The sequence below is a fragment of the Pseudomonas sp. MM227 genome, from assembly GCF_947090715.1.
Classification (GTDB): Bacteria; Pseudomonadota; Gammaproteobacteria; order Pseudomonadales; family Pseudomonadaceae; genus Aquipseudomonas; species Aquipseudomonas baltica.
On sequence record NZ_OX352319.1, the window covers coordinates 1,713,627 to 1,730,869 of the forward strand.

Here is a 17,243-nt window from a genome sequence, read left to right on the forward strand (position 1 = left end):
GATGAGCTTGAATCCTAGAGACGTGGTGATCGTCGACTTCGGTCGCACCCCCATGGGCCGCTCCAAAGGCGGCATGCACCGCAACACGCGCGCCGAGGACATGTCGGCGCACCTGATCAGCAAGCTGCTGGAGCGCAATGCCAAGGTCGATCCGGCCGAAGTCGAGGACGTGATCTGGGGCTGCGTCAACCAGACCCTGGAACAGGGCTGGAACATCGCCCGCATGGCTTCGCTGATGACGCAGATCCCGCACACTGCGGCCGGCCAGACCGTCAGCCGGTTGTGCGGCTCGTCCATGAGCGCGCTGCACACGGCCGCCCAGGCGATCATGACCGGCAACGGCGACGTGTTCGTGGTCGGCGGCGTCGAGCACATGGGCCATGTCGGCATGATGCACGGCGTGGATCCGAACCCGCACATGTCGCTGTACGCCGCGAAAGCCTCGGGCATGATGGGGCTTACCGCCGAGATGCTCGGTAAAATGCACGGCATCACTCGCGAACAGCAGGATGCCTTCGGCGTGCGCTCGCACCAGTTGGCTCACCAGGCCACGGTCCAGGGCAAGTTCAAGGACGAGATCATCCCGATGCAGGGTTGCGACGAAAATGGCTTCATCAAGGTCTTCGACTACGATGAAACCATTCGTCCCGACACCACCCTGGAAAGCCTCGCCGCGCTCAAGCCTGCCTTCAACCCCAAGGGCGGCACGGTCACGGCCGGTACCTCGTCGCAGATCACCGACGGTGCCTCGTGCATGATCGTGATGTCGGCGCAGCGCGCCCAGGACCTGGGCATCACGCCATTGGCGGTAATCCGCTCCATGGCAGTGGCCGGCGTCGACCCCGCGATCATGGGCTACGGGCCGGTTCCGGCCACTCAGAAAGCGCTCAAGCGCGCAGGTCTGGGCATTGCCGACATCGACTTCATCGAACTCAACGAAGCCTTCGCCGCACAGGCCCTGCCTGTGCTGAAGGATCTGAAAGTGCTCGACAAGATGAACGAGAAGGTTAACCTGCATGGCGGCGCGATCGCCTTGGGGCATCCTTTTGGCTGTTCAGGCGCACGAATTTCCGGCACCTTGCTCAATGTCATGAAGCAGAATGGCGGCACTTTCGGCCTGTCCACCATGTGTGTAGGCCTGGGGCAGGGCATCACCACGGTCTTCGAGCGCGTCTAGTCCTGACGAGCGAGTCGAACGAACCGGGGCCCAGTGTCCCGGTTTTGTTTTTTCCCGGTTCATTCGAAAAAGTATTTCAAGCGAGGCGCAACATGCATATACAACCAGGGCTCTATCGTCATTACAAAGGCCCCGAGTATCGTGTCTACGGCGTCGCGCGCAGTTCCGAGGACGAACAGGAAGTGGTGTTCTACCAGGCGCTGTACGGTGAATTCGGCCTCTGGGTGCGCCCGCTGAGCATGTTCCTGGAGTCGGTCGAGGTTGACGGCGAGAGCGTCCCGCGCTTTGCTTTGGTGAAGGCCGAACCCAGCCTGTTTTCCGTTCAGCAGGCGCCGACCGCTTGAACCTCGGCGCTTGACCTCACGTTCTCACCACTATATATAGCGGGGCCTCGCAAGGCGCCGCATGCCTTTCATTTCAAGTATTCAGGAATTTTCCGATCCATGGGCAAATCGCTGGTCATTGTGGAATCCCCGGCTAAGGCCAAGACCATCAACAAGTATCTGGGTGACCAGTACGTGGTGAAGTCGAGTATCGGCCATATCCGAGACTTGCCCACCAGCGGTTCGGCGAGCGCCAGCAAGGAGCCGGCCGCCAAGCGCGGCAAGGCTGCGGCTGCCGACGCGCCGGCCCTGTCGCCCAAGGAAAAGGCCCGCAAGCAGTTGGTGGCACGCATGGGTGTGGATCCGGACCAGGGCTGGAAGGCCAAGTACGAGATCCTTCCCGGCAAGGAAAAGGTCATCGAGGAACTGCGCCGGCTGGCCAAGGACGCCGACACCATCTATCTGGCGACGGACTTGGACCGCGAGGGGGAAGCCATTGCCTGGCACCTGCGCGAAGCCATCGGTGGCGATGACAGCCGCTACAAGCGTGTGGTGTTCAACGAGATCACCAAGAAGGCCATCCAGGAAGCTTTCTCTCGCCCCGGCGAGCTGGACATCGACCGTGTCAACGCCCAGCAGGCGCGGCGTTTCCTCGACCGCGTGGTTGGCTACATGGTGTCGCCGCTGCTCTGGCAGAAGATCGCCCGCGGGTTGTCCGCTGGTCGCGTGCAGTCTGTCGCGGTGAAGCTGGTGGTCGAGCGTGAGCGTGAAATCCGCGCGTTCAATCCCGAGGAATACTGGGAAGTGCACGCCGACCTGGCGTCGGCCAAGGCCGCCAAGGTGCGTTTCGAAGTGGCTCGCGAGAACGGCGAAGCCTTCAAGCCCCTGAACGAAGCCCAGGCCATGGCCGCGCTGGCCAAGCTCAAGGATGCCAGCTACAGCATCGTCAAGCGCGAAGACAAGCCGACCAGCAGCAAGCCGTCGGCCCCGTTCATTACTTCCACGCTGCAGCAGGCCGCGAGCAACCGCCTGGGCTACGGCGTGAAGAAGACCATGATGATGGCGCAGCGTTTGTACGAGGCCGGCTACATTACCTATATGCGTACCGACTCGACCAATCTGTCGGTCGACGCCGTGGAGATGGCCCGCGCCTATATCGAGAACGAGTTCGGCAAGAAGTACCTGCCGGAAGCACCGATGGTGTACGGCAGCAAGCAGGGCGCCCAGGAAGCGCACGAAGCCATTCGCCCATCGGACGTGAACACTCATCCGAGCAAGCTGAACGGCATGGAACGCGATGCCGAGCGCCTCTACGAATTGATCTGGCGCCAGTTCCTCGCCTGCCAGATGCCGCCTGCCCAGTACCTGTCGACCACCGTCACGGTGGCAGCGGGTGATTTCGAGCTGCGCGCCAAGGGTCGTATCCTCAAGTTCGACGGCTACACTCGCGTGCTGCCGCAGATGAGCAAGCCGGGCGACGACGACGTGCTGCCGGAAATGAACCAGGGTGAGCAGCTCAAGTTGCTGCAGCTGGACCCTACCCAGCACTTCACCAAGCCGCCTGCGCGCTATTCCGAAGCGAGCCTGGTCAAGGAGATGGAAAAACGCGGCATCGGTCGTCCGTCGACCTACGCGGCGATCATCTCGACCATCCAGGACCGTGGCTACGTGGCGCTGCACAACCGTCGCTTCTACTCGGAAAAGATGGGCGACATCGTCACCGAGCGGCTGTCCGAAAGCTTCTCCAACCTCATGGACTACGGCTTTACCGCCGGCATGGAAGAGAACCTCGATGACGTGGCGCACGGCGAGCGCGACTGGAAGAACGTTCTTGACGAGTTCTACGGTGATTTCAAGGGCAAGCTGGACGTTGCGGGTGCGGCCGACAGCGGCATGCGCGCCAACCTGCCGACCCTGACCAACATCGCCTGCCGCGAATGCGGTCGGCCGATGATGATCCGCACCGCATCCACCGGGGTGTTCCTGGGCTGTTCGGGCTATGCGCTGCCACCCAAGGAGCGCTGCAAGGCCACCATCAACCTGATTCCAGGTGATGAGATAGCGGCCGACGACGAGGGCGAGTCCGAGTCGCAGATTCTGCGCGGCAAGCATCGCTGCCCGGTCTGTGCGACCGCCATGGACGCGTATCTGCTGGATGAGAAGCGCAAGCTGCACATCTGCGGGAACAACCCCGACTGCCCGGGCTACGAGATCGAAGAGGGCAACTACCGCATCAAGGGCTACGAAGGGCCGAGCCTGGAGTGCGACAAGTGCGGCAGCGAGATGCAGTTGAAAACCGGCCGTTTCGGCAAGTTCTTCGGCTGCACCAATCCGGAGTGCAAGAACACCCGCAAGCTGCTCAAGAGTGGCGAGGCGGCGCCGCCCAAGATGGACGCGGTGAAGATGCCCGAGCTCAAGTGCGAGAAGGTCAACGACACCTACGTGCTGCGCGATGGCGCATCGGGTCTGTTCCTGGCAGCCAGCCAGTTTCCGAAGAACCGCGAAACCCGTGCCCCGCTGGTGCTGGAGATCATCCCGCACAAGGATGAGATCGATCCCAAGTACAGCTTCCTGTTCGACGCGCCGATCAAGGACCCGGACGGCCGTCCGACCGTGATCCGCTACAGCCGCAAGACCAAGGAGCAGTACGTGCAGAGCGAGGTCGAGGGCAAGCCGACCGGTTGGAAGGCTTTCTACGACGGCAAGACGTGGAAGGTCGAAGACAAGCGCTGAAGCGCCGGCAGCACCAAGGCCGCACCGTCCCCAGGACAGTGCGGCCTTTTCATTTGTGGCTTGCACTGGCTGGGCAGGTTCCCGACACTGTTGCAGTCGAGTGTTCACTGCGGAGATCGCCAGCATGGCCTATGAGCTCTATACCCGTACCAACCAGAAAATCTATTTCGCCGGGCTGGCGCTGGAAGCCATGGGCAAGGCCGAACTGGGCCAGGCCATCAATGCGCAGGCTCAGCTGCAGGCGCAGCGCGAATCCGCGCTGTTCCACCTCTACGGTGCATTGTTGGGGCTGTGTCACGAGATCGCTGGTTATTACCGCCTGCCTCAGGCCGGCACTGCCCGTGCGGAAAACCTGCTGACCCCGCAAGCGCTCGACGGCACGTCCATTCCCGAGCTGGCGGAGTTGGTGGAGCTGGCCCAGCATTCGCATACCTGGCTGGCGCAACTGCTTGCGGCGCACAGCGCGCTGTTCGTGCCGCCCAAGGCGCCCAAAAAGCCCAAAGGCGATGTGACTCAGCCACTCATCCAGGCAGTCAATCTGGATGAAGTCGAAGAGCAGGAACTCAGCCGCGAGGTGCTCGAAAGCTGGCGTCAGCAGCTCAAGGGCCTGACCGTTCGTTTCCGCGAAGGGCTGAGTGAGTGCTGATTTGCACTGGCACTGCTACAATGCCCGCCTTTCGTGGAGAACATGTCCTTATGCCAACGTCCTTTCTTGAGATTGTCGAGCTGCCTGACGGCCGCATCGAGTTGCGTCGTGCCGAGGACGAAGGTTCGCTGGTGACGCTGAATTTTTCCGAAGATGCCAAGGCATTCCTGCAGGGCCAGCACGTGGAAGTGGCCAAGGCCATGCTCAGTGTCGGTGTGCAGATGGCCGGCAAGCTGGTGGAAGGCGAAATCGACAAGGACGACGGGCCGCACGTCCTGCACTGATCCTGCCACGCAGCGAGCGCCTTGCGCTGGCCTTGGCGGGCAGTATCGTTTGACCGCAGGTATCACCCCAAACGGATGTTCAGGCTCTGTGCGCTGCCCTGGCGCGCCGCTGCCATCAATTGCTGCCTCGCCACGGAGGGCAGTGGGTTGAGCCAGCTCACCACGGTATGGCTGCGCCCCAGGCGCAGCGCTTCGCACGCCAACTGCTGGGCGCTTTGCATACCGCGCGGCTGCAGCAGCAATATGCGTTCGCGATTGAGCCCTGCATCGCGCAGCCAGGCCTGCGTCAGGCTTGCCGGCGGAGCGATCAGCGTCAACCAGCGCGCGTCCTGCTCTTCGCTCAATTCCCGCAGCATGGGTGCCAGCAGGTTCAGGCAGTTCCCCGCGGCACCACGCAGAGACATCTCGCTGAATACATCCGGATCGGCGACAGTCCAGGGCGATTCTACGGCCTCCTTGAACAGCGGCGTTACCGGTGCAGCCATGAATGCTTCGAACAGCGACATTTGTGCTTGTTGGGGTGACAGGGGAAACTGCATGATGCCTCCTTATCGACGAATGACGCCGACGCTCAGACCTTCAATGACCAGATCCTGATCCTTGAGGTCGACTTCAATGGGTGCGAAGTCGGGGTTTTCCGCAACCAGGAAAACCTTGTTGCCTTCGCGCTGGAACCGTTTCACGGTGACTTCGTCGCCGATGCGCGCCACCACGATCTGCCCGTTGCGGACTTCGCGGCAGGTGTGCACGGCCAGCAGGTCACCGTCGAGAATGCCGACGTCACGCATGCTCATGCCCTGTACGCGCAGGAGGTAGTCGGCGCGAGGATGGAAGAAGCCCGGGTTGATCTTGCAGGACTCTTCGATGTGTTCCTGCGCCAGAATCGGCGCACCTGCAGCAACGCGCCCGACGACTGGCAGGCTGGCGTCGTCGTTGCGGGCTTCGGAGCCGGGGATGCGGATGCCGCGCGAGGCGCCCGGGGTCATTTCGATGGCGCCTTTTCGCGCCAGTGCCTTGAGGTGTTCCTCGGCCGCGTTGGGTGACTTGAACCCCAGTTCCTGAGCAATTTCCGCACGGGTAGGTGGAAAGCCATTGTCGTCAAGGCAGCGCTTGATGAAGGCCAGAATTTCAGCTTGGCGTGGCGTCAATTTCAACATGTCGATGGCTCTGTCTTTTTGTACAGTGACTGGGATTATATACAGTAGATGGCCCTTGGCAATACCGTTTTCCGGGCGCGTCGCCTGCCGAAGTTCGCATGCTGCGCTAAGGCGATGAATTTGTATGCTTTAATACGTGACCCACGGCCACAAAAAGGCCGTATGGACTTGACAGTTACGCACTTTGAAACGTATGTTTCAAACAAGTGTTTGTCAGGCGGAGTTGCCATGGCCCAGTCGGAAACCGTTGAACGCATCCTCGATGCCGCAGAACAGCTTTTTGCGGAAAAAGGCTTCGCGGAAACCTCGCTGCGCCTGATCACCAGCAAAGCCGGGGTCAACCTGGCGGCAGTGAACTACCACTTCGGTTCGAAGAAAGCGCTCATCCAGGCGGTATTCTCCAGATTTCTCGGACCCTTCTGCGCCAGCCTCGACCGTGAGCTGGAGCGGCGGCAAGCCAGCGCGATGCCCAAGGCCAGCCTGGAAGAGCTGCTGGAAATTCTGGTAGAGCAGGCACTCGTCGTTCAACCGCGCAGCGGTAACGACCTTTCCATCTTCATGCGCCTGCTCGGCCTGGCCTTCAGCCAGAGCCAGGGCCACTTGCGCCGTTACCTGGAAGACATGTACGGCAAGGTCTTTCGCCGGTACATGCTGCTGGTCAACGAAGCCGCACCACGCATTCCCCCTCTGGAACTGTTCTGGCGCGTGCATTTCATGCTGGGTGCTGCGGCGTTCAGCATGTCCGGGATCAAGGCGCTGCGTGCCATTGCGGAAACCGACTTCGGCGTCGATACCTCGATCGAGCAGGTGATGCGCTTGATGGTGCCGTTTCTTGCCGCAGGCATGCGCGCGCAGAGCGCGGTAACCGACCAGGCCATGGCCGCCGCTCAACTGCGGCCACGCAGCAAGAGCACCCCGGCTGCTGCCAAGGCCTGACGTGTGCCGGGTCGCCCTCCAGCTCCCTCTCTACAAGGAAAATCCATGAGCGCTCGTCTGCAAGGCTCCCTGATGGTCGACGTCGCCGGTACCTGGCTCAGCGCAGAGGACCGCCATCTGCTGCGCCAGCCCGAAGTGGCCGGGTTGATCATTTTCGCGCGCAACATCGAGCATCCGCGTCAGGTACGCGAGTTGACCGCCGCCATCCGCGCGGTGCGGCCCGACCTGATCCTGGCGGTGGACCAGGAGGGTGGACGCGTGCAACGGCTACGCCAGGGCTTCGTGCGTCTGCCGGCCATGCGCGAGCTGGCCTACCACGCGGATGCGGCCGTCCTGGCCGAGCACTGCGGCTGGTTGATGGCCGCCGAAGTACTGGCGGCTGGGCTGGACCTCAGTTTTGCGCCGGTGCTGGACCTGGATCACGGGCACAGCGCCGTGGTCGGCACCCGCGCGTTCGAAGGCGATCCCGAGCGGGCCACGCTGCTGGCGGGCGCGTTCATCCGTGGCATGAATGCGGCAGGCATGGCGGCATGCGGCAAGCATTTTCCCGGTCACGGCTGGGCGGAGGCCGATTCTCATGTAGCAATTCCCACCGACGAGCGCAGCCTCGAGCAGATTCGCGCCTGCGATCTGGTGCCATTCGCGCGGCTGGCGGGCAAGCTGGCGGCGGTCATGCCGGCCCATGTCATCTACCCCCAGGTAGACAGCAACCCAGCCGGCTTTTCGCGCCGTTGGCTGCAGGACATATTGCGCGGCGAGCTGGGCTTCGAAGGGGTGATCTTCAGCGACGACTTGTCGATGGCCGGCGCCCATGTGGTCGGCGACGCCGCCAGCCGTATCGAGGCGGCCCTTGGCGCTGGTTGCGACATGGGCCTGGTGTGCAACGACCGCGCGGCGGCCGAGCTGGCCTTGAGCGCGGCGCAGCGCATGGGCGTGCAGCCCTCGCCACGCATCGCCGCCATGCGCGGGCGGAGCCACGCCGACGTCGAGTACCGCCGGCATCCGCGTTGGCAGCAGGCGACAGCGGCATTGCGCAGCGCCGGCCTGATCGACTGAGGCCTGATCGACTGAGGGTTGCGGTCAGCGGGTCAGCAGGCGCACTGGCTGGCCCGAATGCCAGGCCAGTATGTCTTCGATCATCTGGCTGAAGAACAGCCGATAGTTGTTGCCGCTGACATAGCCGATGTGCGGCGTTGCCAGCACATTGGGCAGGGTCCGGAACGGATGGTCCAGCGCCAGGGGCTCCTGATCGAACACGTCCAGCCCCGCGCCGCCCAGGTGGCCATCACGCAGGGACTGAATCAACGCTGCTTCGTCGACGATCGGGCCGCGCGACGTGTTGACCAACCGCGCGCCCGGCTTCATCCACCCCAGCGCCTGGGCATCGACCAGCCCCCGGCTGCGTTCGCTCAGCACCAGGTGCACGCTGAGCACATCGGCCTGCTCGAACAGTTGCTGCTTGCTCACGTATTCGACGCCCACCTGCGCGGCACGCTCGGGTGTCAGGTTCTGACTCCAGGCAATCACGCGCATGCCGAACGCCTGACCGAAGCGCGCCACCTTTTCACCGATACTGCCCAGGCCCAGCAGGCCCAATGTGCTGCCGTGCAGATCGCCACCCAGGCCAATCTGCCAACCGCCAGCGCGCAGCGAGTTGGCTTCGCCGAGCAGATCACGGGTCAGTGCCATCAGCAGCGCCCACGTCAGTTCCGGCGCAGCATGCTTGTAGCTGTCCGTGCCGGCCACCTGAATGCCCAGGCGGTCTGCGGCCTGCAGGTCGATGGCTGCGTTGCGCATGCCCCCGGTCACCAGTAGCTTGAGCTGCGGCAGTCGTTCCAGCAGGCCGGCGTCGAACAGCGTGCGTTCACGCATCACGCAGATGATGGCGTAGGGCGCAAGGCGCTCGGCCAGCACTGCGCTTTCGCCGGGGTAATCGTGGATGAAATCGAGCTCGCCTACGGCTTGCAGCGGGGTCCAGTCGACCACGCTTTCAGCCACCGATTGCCAGTCGTCGATGACGGCTATTCGCATGGGGGTTGCCTCTTGTCACAGCGGTTTCTGGGGAGTGTCCAGCCAATCGAGCAGGGCCTTGTGGAAGCGCGCCGGCTCCTCCATTTGCGGTGCATGGCCAAGCCCGGCAAATTCCACCAGGGTGCTGTGAGGAATCAGCTGGTTGGCCTGCTTGCCCAGCACGGTGTATTTGCCCAGCGTGGCCTTGACCTGGGGTGGCGCGATGTCGCTGCCGATCGCCGTGGTGTCGGCGTCGCCGATCAGCAGCAGGGTCGGCACCTGCAGGTCCTTGAACTCGTAGACCACCGGCTGGGTGAAGATCATGTCGTAGATCAACGCCGAATTCCATGCCACCAAGGTATGCCCCGGGCCCTTGTTCAACCCCGCGAGCATGTCTACCCAACGGTCGTATTCGGGCTTCCAGCGACCGCCGTAATAGGTGCTGCGCTCGTAGTTGCGGATGCCTTCGGCGGTGACCTTGGTCTCGCGTTCGAACCACTGGTCGACGCTGCGATAGGGCACGCCCATGGCTTTCCAGTCTTCCAGGCCGATGGGATTGACCATGGCCAGGCGCTCGGTGTCTTCGGGGAACATCAGGGCGTAGCGAGTTGCGAGCATGCCGCCGGTGGAATGACCCATGATCACCGCTTCCTTGACCCCGATGCGGGTCAGCAGGTCATGGGTATTGTTCGCCAACTGCTGGAAGCTGTATTGATAGTGCTCAGGCTTGCTCGAGGTGCAGAAGCCGATCTGGTCGGGCGCCACCACGCGGTACCCGGCATCGCTGAGCGCCTTGATCGAGCTTTCCCAGGTGGCACCGCAGAAATTCTTGCCATGCATCAGGACCACGGTGCGGCCGTTGGCCTTGCCGTTGGCAGCGACGTCCATATAACCCATCTGCAGGCTTTTGCCCTGGGACTCGAAGGCGTAATGTTGCAGCGTGTACGGATAATCGAAGCCCTGCAGTTCGGGACCATAGGTGGGCGATGAATCGGCGGCCAGCAGTGGCTGGGCAAAGATGCCGGCGAGCGCCAGCGTGGACAGGCGAAGCATGGGGGACCTCCTGGAGTGGGCTGTGAAGTGACGTGGACACGCCGGCACAGGGTGTCGCAGGTCTGTACCGTAGCATCCATTGGAGGTTTGCACGCCCAGGTGGTGCCGAGCTGCAGCGAAAGAATGTCCGCTATCAGGTTTCAGAATGCTACAAACACGACGCGATCCTGGGCAGTTCGCCGCCCAGAGATCGATACAACAATAATCAGCGGGGCAGAAAATGCCTCTATCTGGAGACAATGCCATGGCTTTTGAAACCATCCTCTTGGAAACACGCGGCCGCGTAGGCTTGATCACGCTCAATCGACCGCAGGCGTTGAATGCCCTCAACGCGCAGTTGATCGACGAATTGAACCAGGCCCTCGATCGCTTGGAAAGCGATCGCGAGATCGGCTGCATCGTCCTTACCGGATCTGCCAAGGCGTTTGCCGCCGGCGCCGACATCAAGGAAATGGCGGAGCTGCGCTACCCGCAGATCTACCTCGACGATCTGTTCCACGAGAGCGACCGGGTCGCCAATCGGCGCAAGCCGATGATCGCTGCCGTGGCCGGCTTTGCCCTGGGCGGGGGTTGCGAGCTGGCGTTGATGTGCGATTTCATCCTTGCCGCCGACAATGCCAAGTTCGGTCAGCCGGAGATCAAGCTCGGCGTGCTGCCGGGCATGGGCGGCACCCAGCGTCTGACCCATGCGGTGGGCAAGGCCAAGGCCATGGAGCTGTGCCTGACCGGCCGCTTGATGGGCGCCGAGGAAGCGGAGCGGGCAGGGCTGGTTGCCCGTATCGTGGCCGCCGACCGACTGCTCGACGAGGCGCTGGAAGTTGCGCAGCAGATCGCAGCCAAGTCGCTACCGATCGCCATGATGGTCAAGGAGAGCGTCAACCGCGCTTTCGAAGTGAGCCTGTCCGAAGGCGTGCGCTTCGAGCGGCGGGTGTTCCACGCGGCGTTTGCCAGTGAAGATCAGAAAGAAGGCATGGCGGCGTTCATCGCCAAGCGCGAGCCGCAGTTCAAGGGTCATTGAGCAAAAAGGGGGACTGGTCGTCGACCAGCCCCCCTCGATGGCAGGTGTTGCATGCGGCACTACAACAGATAGTTGCGCAGCTCGCGCGCGATCAACATGCGCTGGATTTCGCTCGAGCCTTCGTAGATCTGGGTGATGCGTGCATCGCGGTAATACTTTTCCACGGGGTAATCTTCGAGATAACCGTAGCCCCCGTGCACCTGTACGGCGCTGGAGCAGACCCGTTCGGCCATTTCCGAGGCGAACAGCTTTGCCTGCGAAGCTTCGGACAGGCAGGGCAGACCGGCACTGCGCAGGCGTGCGGCGTGCAGCACCAGCAGGCGTGCAGCGTTGACCTGCACCTGCATGTCGGCCAGCAGGTTGGCCACGCTCTGGTGTTCGATGATCGGCTTGCCGAACTGCACGCGTTCACGGGCGTAACCCAGCGCCGCTTCGAAGGCGGCCCGTGCGATCCCAAGCGCCTGGGCAGCGATGCCGATGCGGCCGCCTTCGAGGTTGGACAGGGCGATGTTCAAGCCCTTGCCGCGTTCGCCGAGCAGATTGGCGGCCGGCACGCGACACTGGCTCAAGGTGATTGCGCAGGTGTCGGAGGCACGGATGCCGAGCTTGTGCTCGCTGCGGTCGACGCTGAAACCTGGGGTGTCGGTGGGCACCAGGAAGGCCGACAGGCCTTTCTTGCCCAGCTCCGGGTCGGTGACCGCAAACACGATGGCCAGCTTGGCCCGTCGCCCATTGGTGACGAACTGCTTGGCGCCGTCGATCACCCAATGTTCGCCGTCGAGCACGGCGCGGGTGCGCAGGTTGTTGGCTTCGGAACCGGCCTGGGGCTCGGTGAGGCAGAAACAGCCAATGACCTCGCCGCTGGCCAGCCCGGCCAGCCAGGTGTCCTGCTGCGCCGGGCTGCCGTAGTTGAGCAGCGGGCCGCAGCCTACGGAGTTGTGCACGCTCATCAATGCACCCAGCGCGCCGTCGGCAGCGGAGATCTCTTCGACGGCCAGGGCGTAGGCGACATAATCGGTGTAGCTGCCACCCCATTGTTCGGGCACCACCATGCCCAACAGGCCAAGGGCACCCATCTGCGCCACGAGGGTATCGTCGATCCAGCCTGCCTGTTCCCAGGCACGGGCATGGGGCGCCACTTCGGCGCGGGCAAAGTCGCGCGCCATGTCGCGGATCATGATCTGTTCTTCGCTCAGTTCCAGGTCTTGCATGGCAGACTCCGGCCTCAGAGGCCTTGGAAGAATGGCTCGACGCGTGCGCGGGTAAGCCGGTCTAGCGTCGGTGGGTTCCAACGCGGGTTCTTGTCTTTGTCGATCAGTAAAGCACGCACGCCCTCGATCAGGTCACCCTGTTCGAACCACTGGCGGTTGAGATGCAGCTCCAGGGCAAAGCATTCCTCGAGGGAGCAGTGGCGACCGCGGCGCAGCAGCTCCAGGGTGACCGCCATGGCCAGCGGTGAGCGGGTGCGCATCAGCCGCGCGGTGTTCTGTGCCCACGCCTGGCTGTCGGCGACGTTCACGTGTTCCAGCTGTTCGACCAGGCTGGTCAGGTCGTCCTGGCCGAAAAAGTGGTCGATGGCCGGCCGCAAGCGGTGCAGCGGGGCATCCGCGAGCGTTTGCACACCAAGGCGGGCAAGCACACCCTGCAGGTCCTTGAGGGCGTTGTCGCTCCATTGCAGTCTGTCCAGGCGCTCGTCCAGCAGGCCCAGGCGGTCGCTTTCCAGGTACCAGTCGGCCAAGCCGCAGTAGAGTGCATCGGCCGCCTCGATCTGGATGCCGGTAACCCCCAGGTAAGTGCCGATTTCGCCGGGGATACGGCTCAGGAAGTAGCTGGCGCCGACATCGGGAAAATAGCCGATGGCCACTTCGGGCATGCCCAGTTTGCTGCGTTCGGTGACTACCCGCAGCTCGGCTGCCTGCGCCAGGCCCATGCCACCGCCCAGGGTATAGCCGTCCAGCAGCGCCATGACTGGCTTGCGGTACAGATGCAGGCATTGGTCCAGCGCATATTCTTCATTGAAGAACACTTCGCGCAGGGCGTCCTGGTTGAGATGGCTGTGGTAAAGGCTGCGGATGTCGCCACCGGCGCAGAAGCCACGGTCGCCCGCGCCGCGCATTACAACGGCATGGATGTGCGGGTCCAGCGCCCAGGCATCCAGGTAGCCGCGCAGGGTACGGATCATGTCGAGGGTGAGTGCATTCAGACCGGCTGGCCGGTTGAGGGTCAAGTGACCGATATGGTTGCGGACTTCGCCGAGTACCTGATCGTCGAGCCCCAGGGAAGAGCGCTGGGGCGGGGGAAAGACCTGAGCTGTCATCGCTGAATCCCTGCTTGTTATTGATTTCCTGAGATAAATAAGCGGACCAGGCGATCGTGACAGGCAAGTTTGCAGCTTTCAATGCAGATTAATGCAGGCGTTGCCTGCAAATTTGCACGGGTTGTACGCGCTGGTCGGCATTCAGTAGACCGACCCGCAGTGGTGGGGTTCGTTGTTGTTTCGGTGCCAGATGCGTTGAGGCCGGACGCGGCTTGCGCCGCTGCTACAAGGGGTCGTGGTATTCCTGTAGCAGCGGCGCGAGCCGCGTCGGCGATCAATGCGGTGGATCAGGCCACCGCTTCGATGACTTTGCCTTGCTTCTCGTAGAGGAAGCTGAGCACCGCCAGGCGGTACTGGTTGTACCTCGGGTCGTCGGCCAGGGCCAGTCGGCTGCGCGGGCGCGGCAGGTCGATGGTGAGGATTTCGCCGATGGTCGCCGCCGGGCCGTTGGTCATCATCACGATGCGATCGGAGAGCAGCACTGCCTCGTCGACATCGTGGGTGATCATCATCACGGTATTGTGCAGCTCGCTCTGGATGCGCATCACCTCGTCCTGCAAATGGGCGCGGGTCAACGCGTCCAGCGCGCCGAACGGCTCGTCGAGCAACAGCACCTTGGGCTGCATCGCCAGCGCGCGGGCGATGCCGACGCGCTGCTTCATGCCGCCGGATATCTCGCTCGGACGCTTGTGCAGGGCGTGGGTCATGTTGACCATTTCCAGGTTGTGCAGGGTCCAGGCGTGGCGTTCGCTTTTGCTCTTGCTGCGTTTGAAGACCTTGTCCACCCCCAGCGCGACGTTTTCATAGACGGTCAGCCAGGGCAGCAGCGAGTGGTTCTGGAACACCAGGCTGCGATCGGGCCCCGGCTGGCGCACTTCCTTGCCGTCGAGGATCACCGCGCCATTGCTCGACTCGATGAGCCCGGCGACGATGTTCAGCACCGTCGACTTGCCGCAGCCTGAATGGCCGATGATGGAGATGTACTCACCGCGCGCGACGTTGAGGTTGATGCCGCGCAGCACCTGGCTGGTAACGCCATCGCGCTCGAAGTGCTTGTCGACGTTTTCGATACTCAAGTAATGGCTCATGTTGCCTCCTCAGCTTTGCGAAGTGCCGCGGGTGACCAGGCGTCCGACCATCGCCACCAGGCGGTCGAGGCAGAAGCCGACCACCCCCACGTAGGCCAGGGCGAGGATGATGTCGCTGATGCGCGAAGCGTTCCAGGCGTCCCAGATGAAGAAGCCGATGCCGACGCCGCCGATCAGCATCTCGGCAGCGATGATCGCCAGCCACGACAGGCCGACGCCAATGCGCAGGCCGGAAAAGATGTAGGGCGCGGCCGCCGGCAGCATGATCTTGCTGAAGTATTCCGCGCCATTGAGGCGCAGCACCTTGGCCACGTTGCGGTAGTCCTCGGGGATGTTGCGCACGCCGACCGAGGTGTTGATGATGATCGGCCAGATGGCGGTGATGAAGATCACGAAGATCGCCGAAGGGTAGCTGTCCTTGAAACCGGCCAGCGACAGCGGCAGCCAGGCCAGGGGTGGCACGGTGCGCAGGATCTGGAACAGCGGATCGAGCCCGCGCATCGCCCAGGTCGACTGCCCCACCAGCACGCCCAGGCTGATCCCCACCACCACGGCCAGGGCGTAGCCATAGGCGACCCGCGACAGGCTCGCCAGCAACTGCCAGGCCATGCCCTTGTCATTGCCGCCGTTGTCGTAGAACGGATCGACGATCAGTTCCCAGGTGTCGGTGATCACCTGGGTAGGCGGCGGCAGCGCAGCGCCCTTGCCACTGCAGACCAATTGCCAGACCAGCAACAGCAGGGCACCGATCACCACCGGCGGCAGACACTGCTGAAGCACGAAGCGACGGGTGTTCTTCAGCAAGCCCGCCAGTACCGGCGGCTTGACCTGAGCCTTGGCAACCGCTTGCGCGGCGCTGTGCAGCTTCTTCACTTCAGCATTCATGATGACCTCCGGTACGTGCGGGAAACATCAGGCCAGGGCCTTGATGGACAGGCTGTCGAGATAGGCCTGCGGGTTCTGTGGATCGAAGGTCTTGCCGTCGAAGAAGGTTTCGATGCCGCGCGAGTCGGAATCGGGAATCTGCGCCGCTGGCACGTTCAGTTCCGCAGCGGCCAGGCGCCACAGGTCGGAGCGATTGACCTTGGCGACCAAGGCCTGGCTGTCGAAGTCCTTGGGCAGGTAGCCCCAGCGCTTGTTCTCGGTGAGGAACCACAGGTCGTGGCTCTTGAATGGGTAGGAGGCGAAGTCGTCCCAGTAGCGCATGATGTGTGGACTGTCGTTGACCACCTTGCCGTTGCCGTAATCGAAGTTGCCTTTCATGCGCTCGGTGATGTCGGCGACAGGCGCGTTGATCCAGCGCCGCTTGGCGCAGATCTGCGCGACTTCTTCCTTGTTCTGTGGCTGCTCGCAGAACATCTGCGCCTCCATCACCGCCTTGAGCAGTGCTTTGGTCGCGTTGGGGTTCTTGTCGACGTAGTCGGCGCGCAGGGCCAGGGCTTTCTCCGGGTGCTTGTTCCAGATCTCGCCGGTGGTGTTGGCGGTGTAGCCGATCTTCTGGTTGATGAGCTGGGCGTTCCACGGCTCGCAGACACAGAAGCTGTCCATGCTGCCGACCTTCATGTTGGCAACCATCTGCGGCGGCGGCACGACGATGGTCGACAGGTCCTTGTTCGGGTCGATCCCGCCTGCGGCCAGCCAGTAGCGCAACCACAGGTCGTGGGTGCCGCCGGGGAAGGTCATCGCCGCGTTGACGGCCTTGCCGCTGGCACGCTTGCTGGCCAGCGCGGCCTTGAACGGCGCGGAATCCAGGCCCAGTGCCAGGTCTGCGTGTTCGTTGCCCACCGAGATGCACTGGCCGGCCAGGTTCAGCCGCGCGACGATGTACATCGGCACCGGCTGGTTGTTGGGGGTGACCTTGCCGGCCGCGATCAGGTAGGGCATGGGGGTGAGAATGTGTGCGCCGTCGATGCCATTGGCGGCCGCGCCCAGCACCAGGTTGTCCCGCGTGGTACCCCAGGAGGACTGCTTGAGCACTTCCACTCCGGTCATGCCATGCTTGGCGAAAAAGCCTTTCTCGTCGGCGACGAACAGCGGCGCGGCGTCGGTCAGGGCGATGAAGCCCAGCTTGGCCGTGGTGGTTTCCAGGCCGTCGCTGCCCGCCGCCCACACCGCCGAAGACAGCCCCGGTGGCAGCAGGCCGAGGGCGGCGCCGGCACCGGCGACGGTCAACGACTGCTTGAGAAAGTGCCGACGCTTGGCGTCGTGTGCGCTTTCCGGGTGTCCTTTGAAAGGCTTGTCATCCATCGCTGATTCCCCTGCTGGTGGCGGCCAAAAAAATGCAAAAAAAACGGTGTTCACCCGTTCCTGGCAGTGCTGCCGGGAACGCGTGGACACCGTTGTCCAGGATTCGAAATGTCGACCGCAGGTGGCTGCGGTCCTGCAGGTCTCAAAGCAGATTGCGTGCCAAGGCGGCTGCAGCCACGTGCTGTGGCTGTTTGTCAGCGATCGGCCGCGCCGCCGTGCACGGATGCGGAGCATGCCGCCCTTGGGATGTGCAA

General features: G+C 63.0%; 17 protein-coding genes. 8 read left to right on the forward strand and 9 right to left on the reverse strand.

Going from position 1 to position 17,243, the window contains the following annotated elements:
* The first annotated feature begins 1 nt into the window (after position 1).
* The 5 genes from fadA to ONG87_RS07860 all read left to right on the forward strand — a co-directional run bounded on the left by fadA (position 2) and on the right by ONG87_RS07860 (position 5,163).
* Positions 2-1,177: an acetyl-CoA C-acyltransferase FadA gene (gene fadA / locus ONG87_RS07840; RefSeq protein ID WP_043188265.1), complete on the forward strand. Its 1,176-nt coding sequence runs from the start codon at positions 2-4 to the stop codon at positions 1,175-1,177.
* A gap of 92 nt (positions 1,178-1,269) precedes the next feature.
* Complete coding sequence (locus tag ONG87_RS07845) at positions 1,270-1,521, forward strand: DUF1653 domain-containing protein (protein WP_264382579.1); 252 nt, start codon at positions 1,270-1,272, stop codon at positions 1,519-1,521.
* A 99-nt stretch (positions 1,522-1,620) separates the two neighbouring features.
* Complete coding sequence (gene topA, locus ONG87_RS07850) at positions 1,621-4,233, forward strand: type I DNA topoisomerase (RefSeq protein ID WP_264382580.1); 2,613 nt, start codon at positions 1,621-1,623, stop codon at positions 4,231-4,233.
* A gap of 124 nt (positions 4,234-4,357) precedes the next feature.
* On the forward strand, positions 4,358-4,879 hold the full coding sequence (locus ONG87_RS07855) for a DUF6586 family protein (RefSeq protein ID WP_122479691.1): 522 nt from the start codon (positions 4,358-4,360) through the stop codon (positions 4,877-4,879).
* 50 nt (positions 4,880-4,929) lie between these two features.
* Positions 4,930-5,163 (forward strand): hypothetical protein, encoded by a 234-nt coding sequence (locus ONG87_RS07860; protein WP_163007598.1) that lies wholly within the window; start codon positions 4,930-4,932, stop codon positions 5,161-5,163.
* 62 nt (positions 5,164-5,225) lie between these two features.
* Here ONG87_RS07860 and sulA read toward each other — a convergent pair whose 3' ends face one another.
* Positions 5,226-5,702: an SOS-induced cell division inhibitor SulA gene (sulA, locus tag ONG87_RS07865; RefSeq protein ID WP_122478790.1), complete on the reverse strand. Its 477-nt coding sequence runs from the start codon at positions 5,700-5,702 to the stop codon at positions 5,226-5,228.
* A gap of 9 nt (positions 5,703-5,711) precedes the next feature.
* Positions 5,712-6,320, reverse strand: coding sequence for a transcriptional repressor LexA (gene lexA, locus ONG87_RS07870; protein WP_043188277.1), 609 nt, complete (start codon positions 6,318-6,320; stop codon positions 5,712-5,714).
* A gap of 228 nt (positions 6,321-6,548) precedes the next feature.
* Between lexA and ONG87_RS07875 the strand changes: the two genes are divergently transcribed.
* Positions 6,549-7,256, forward strand: a complete 708-nt coding sequence (locus tag ONG87_RS07875) for a TetR/AcrR family transcriptional regulator (protein ID WP_122800541.1) — start codon at positions 6,549-6,551, stop codon at positions 7,254-7,256.
* Positions 7,257-7,301: 45 nt separating this feature from the next.
* Complete coding sequence (gene nagZ, locus ONG87_RS07880; RefSeq protein ID WP_192176151.1) at positions 7,302-8,312, forward strand: beta-N-acetylhexosaminidase; 1,011 nt, start codon at positions 7,302-7,304, stop codon at positions 8,310-8,312.
* A 24-nt stretch (positions 8,313-8,336) separates the two neighbouring features.
* Here nagZ and ONG87_RS07885 read toward each other — a convergent pair whose 3' ends face one another.
* Complete coding sequence (locus tag ONG87_RS07885; protein ID WP_264382581.1) at positions 8,337-9,287, reverse strand: D-2-hydroxyacid dehydrogenase family protein; 951 nt, start codon at positions 9,285-9,287, stop codon at positions 8,337-8,339.
* A gap of 15 nt (positions 9,288-9,302) precedes the next feature.
* Positions 9,303-10,319, reverse strand: a complete 1,017-nt coding sequence (locus tag ONG87_RS07890; protein WP_264382582.1) for an alpha/beta fold hydrolase — start codon at positions 10,317-10,319, stop codon at positions 9,303-9,305.
* Between the two features lie 244 nt (positions 10,320-10,563).
* On the opposite strand from ONG87_RS07890, the gene ONG87_RS07895 reads away from it, so the two are divergent.
* Positions 10,564-11,337: an enoyl-CoA hydratase gene (locus ONG87_RS07895; protein WP_122712961.1), complete on the forward strand. Its 774-nt coding sequence runs from the start codon at positions 10,564-10,566 to the stop codon at positions 11,335-11,337.
* A 59-nt stretch (positions 11,338-11,396) separates the two neighbouring features.
* On the opposite strand, the gene ONG87_RS07900 is transcribed toward ONG87_RS07895, so the two are convergent.
* The 5 genes from ONG87_RS07900 to ONG87_RS07920 all read right to left on the reverse strand — a co-directional run bounded on the left by ONG87_RS07900 (position 11,397) and on the right by ONG87_RS07920 (position 16,989).
* Positions 11,397-12,548 carry an acyl-CoA dehydrogenase family protein gene (locus tag ONG87_RS07900; protein ID WP_264382583.1) on the reverse strand — a complete coding sequence of 384 codons (1,152 nt, stop codon included), beginning with the start codon at positions 12,546-12,548 and terminating at the stop codon, positions 11,397-11,399.
* A 14-nt stretch (positions 12,549-12,562) separates the two neighbouring features.
* Positions 12,563-13,654 carry an enoyl-CoA hydratase/isomerase family protein gene (locus ONG87_RS07905; RefSeq protein WP_264382584.1) on the reverse strand — a complete coding sequence of 364 codons (1,092 nt, stop codon included), beginning with the start codon at positions 13,652-13,654 and terminating at the stop codon, positions 12,563-12,565.
* 287 nt (positions 13,655-13,941) lie between these two features.
* Positions 13,942-14,742, reverse strand: a complete 801-nt coding sequence (locus tag ONG87_RS07910; RefSeq protein ID WP_122712958.1) for an ABC transporter ATP-binding protein — start codon at positions 14,740-14,742, stop codon at positions 13,942-13,944.
* Between the two features lie 9 nt (positions 14,743-14,751).
* A complete protein-coding gene (gene ntrB / locus ONG87_RS07915; protein ID WP_122478773.1) occupies positions 14,752-15,627 on the reverse strand; it encodes a nitrate ABC transporter permease in 876 nt (291 codons plus the stop codon).
* 27 nt (positions 15,628-15,654) lie between these two features.
* Positions 15,655-16,989, reverse strand: coding sequence for a CmpA/NrtA family ABC transporter substrate-binding protein (locus tag ONG87_RS07920; protein WP_122478772.1), 1,335 nt, complete (start codon positions 16,987-16,989; stop codon positions 15,655-15,657).
* Positions 16,990-17,243: the final 254 nt, after the last annotated feature.

Excerpts from the sequence above, each read along its gene's own strand:
- fadA (WP_043188265.1), top strand. The coding sequence starts at position 2 with ATGAGCTTGAATCCTAGAGACGTGGTGATCGTCGACTTCGGTCGCACC.
- ONG87_RS07845 (WP_264382579.1), top strand. The coding sequence starts at position 1,270 with ATGCATATACAACCAGGGCTCTATCGTCATTACAAAGGCCCCGAGTAT.
- topA (WP_264382580.1), top strand. The coding sequence starts at position 1,621 with ATGGGCAAATCGCTGGTCATTGTGGAATCCCCGGCTAAGGCCAAGACC.
- ONG87_RS07855 (WP_122479691.1), top strand. The coding sequence starts at position 4,358 with ATGGCCTATGAGCTCTATACCCGTACCAACCAGAAAATCTATTTCGCC.
- ONG87_RS07860 (WP_163007598.1), top strand. The coding sequence starts at position 4,930 with ATGCCAACGTCCTTTCTTGAGATTGTCGAGCTGCCTGACGGCCGCATC.
- sulA (WP_122478790.1), bottom strand. The coding sequence starts at position 5,702 with ATGCAGTTTCCCCTGTCACCCCAACAAGCACAAATGTCGCTGTTCGAA.
- lexA (WP_043188277.1), bottom strand. The coding sequence starts at position 6,320 with ATGTTGAAATTGACGCCACGCCAAGCTGAAATTCTGGCCTTCATCAAG.
- ONG87_RS07875 (WP_122800541.1), top strand. The coding sequence starts at position 6,549 with ATGGCCCAGTCGGAAACCGTTGAACGCATCCTCGATGCCGCAGAACAG.
- nagZ (WP_192176151.1), top strand. The coding sequence starts at position 7,302 with ATGAGCGCTCGTCTGCAAGGCTCCCTGATGGTCGACGTCGCCGGTACC.
- ONG87_RS07885 (WP_264382581.1), bottom strand. The coding sequence starts at position 9,287 with ATGCGAATAGCCGTCATCGACGACTGGCAATCGGTGGCTGAAAGCGTG.
- ONG87_RS07890 (WP_264382582.1), bottom strand. The coding sequence starts at position 10,319 with ATGCTTCGCCTGTCCACGCTGGCGCTCGCCGGCATCTTTGCCCAGCCA.
- ONG87_RS07895 (WP_122712961.1), top strand. The coding sequence starts at position 10,564 with ATGGCTTTTGAAACCATCCTCTTGGAAACACGCGGCCGCGTAGGCTTG.
- ONG87_RS07900 (WP_264382583.1), bottom strand. The coding sequence starts at position 12,548 with ATGCAAGACCTGGAACTGAGCGAAGAACAGATCATGATCCGCGACATG.
- ONG87_RS07905 (WP_264382584.1), bottom strand. The coding sequence starts at position 13,654 with ATGACAGCTCAGGTCTTTCCCCCGCCCCAGCGCTCTTCCCTGGGGCTC.
- ONG87_RS07910 (WP_122712958.1), bottom strand. The coding sequence starts at position 14,742 with ATGAGCCATTACTTGAGTATCGAAAACGTCGACAAGCACTTCGAGCGC.
- ntrB (WP_122478773.1), bottom strand. The coding sequence starts at position 15,627 with ATGAATGCTGAAGTGAAGAAGCTGCACAGCGCCGCGCAAGCGGTTGCC.
- ONG87_RS07920 (WP_122478772.1), bottom strand. The coding sequence starts at position 16,989 with ATGGATGACAAGCCTTTCAAAGGACACCCGGAAAGCGCACACGACGCC.